Origin of the sequence: Methanospirillum sp. (assembly GCF_035406105.1) — an archaeon.
GTDB lineage: Archaea > Halobacteriota > Methanomicrobia > Methanomicrobiales > Methanospirillaceae > Methanospirillum.
In genome coordinates, this window is record NZ_DAONKG010000343.1 from 1 (window position 1) to 1,606 (window position 1,606).

The window sequence follows — 1,606 nt, forward strand, 5'->3', positions numbered from 1 at the left end:
TAATCCTGACATATAATTGGGATGATTATGATTTATCACGTCAAATAATGAAATTGCCAAATATGAGTGTTGAAGAAACATATCAGTTATATAAATTAATGTATAAAAAATTCTATTATCGTCCCAAGTATTTAATGAAAAAAATTGCATCGATTAGAAATAAAGAAGATGTATTTATTCTCCTTGATGGCCTTAGGGCGTTGATAAATTTTTTAAAGGGAAATAATTAGCGGCATTTTTAATTGAAATCCCCCTAATTGACACTTTTGAAAATTGATAGATTGTAAAATTTAAAGCTCATACATTTATCTGATATGGTCTTCATCTCTGGAATGTCACATAATTTTGTGCACGAACTCATGAACTGAATATCATTGAACCCTTTATTCAGGATAAAATTACTCCTCCCTTCAGTCAGTCCTCCTGCCGGGGCAGTAATTGTTCCAAGACTTTCTCCATTCACCATCAGTGACAAATTTTTCTCTGTGTAAACAGGTTCAGCAAGGAAATATAGGGCATATTCTCCGGTTGATTTTGCAAAAGCTTTTATCTTTCCTTCATTTTTTAAATAAAACTCAGGGAATGCATTTGATCCAAACCAGCCATTTTGAAAGAGAACAAGTACCTCATCTGGAAGGACTTCCGGATCGGGAAGAATTTCATATACAACGTCAGGACCAAATACGCCGGCCATCCTGATGGAAGAATTAAAATTCTGCTCAATATTCTGATGAAGGGTTGATACATACCTGGAAATAAATTCCTCTGCCTGTTCATCAGGAACACCTTTCATCAGGCGGATCCTGTCTGCATGAATGATCACATATCTGACTCCAATATGCTGGAGGAGAGAGATGGTGTTATTTGAAGGGAAATACTCGCCTGTGTCCCGCATAATTTTTGAAGCAAGTTCAACATCCCTTCCACTGTATCCATTCACCATCTCTTTCCAGTGATAGACTGAGTAATACGTATACTCAGAATTATCCTCAACCCATCGCGTTGGAATCTCGATAATCCGGGCATCATCCGGTTGTGCTGCAAGCCAGTGATATACCTCCGGAACCTGATCACCAGTAGCAAGAGAAGCCGGCAATTGAACCGGTACATGCCATGATCCGAATATTGCCAGAATGGTGCATCCAATTATAACGATCTGTTTCAGTTCCTTCTTCTGTATTCGGTTGAAAAGAGCAGCGGCACCAAAGCCGGTAAGGACAGATCCGGCCAGGCTAATAATAAAACTGAATCGTGAAAGGTCACGAATTATCGCAATATAGGGAATACATGAATATAGAACATAATATGGAGTGAGAACTCCGGTTGCTTCTCCATTCAGTTTTAGTACTGGTCCAAGAGCAAGAACGAGACTCACGATCGCTATTCCGGCAAATAATATCGGAATTTTCTGCGTCTTTATATAATCGAGATCCGGTTTCATGCCATGGTATTGAGAAAGGGGGAGTAACAATCCCAGAAATGCAAATATAAAAAAGGGGATACCAAACTGGTTTATGATAAAAATGATATCGAATGACCAGGACGAATTCACCGGTTCATCAAGATCCCGTTCAGCATCATACTGCGTACTTGCGGCAAAATAGGG

The 1,606-nt window shown here is 39.0% G+C and carries 2 protein-coding genes; one reads left to right on the forward strand and one right to left on the reverse strand.

Annotation, left to right across the window (positions count from 1 at the left end):
* A partial coding sequence (locus PLA23_RS13295; protein ID WP_324475518.1) for a hypothetical protein occupies positions 1 to 230 on the forward strand: 230 nt, incomplete at its 5' end.
* A 23-nt stretch (positions 231 to 253) separates the two neighbouring features.
* Here the strand turns inward: PLA23_RS13295 and PLA23_RS13300 are convergent.
* A partial coding sequence (locus PLA23_RS13300) for a hypothetical protein (RefSeq protein ID WP_324475519.1) occupies positions 254 to 1,606 on the reverse strand: 1,353 nt, incomplete at its 5' end.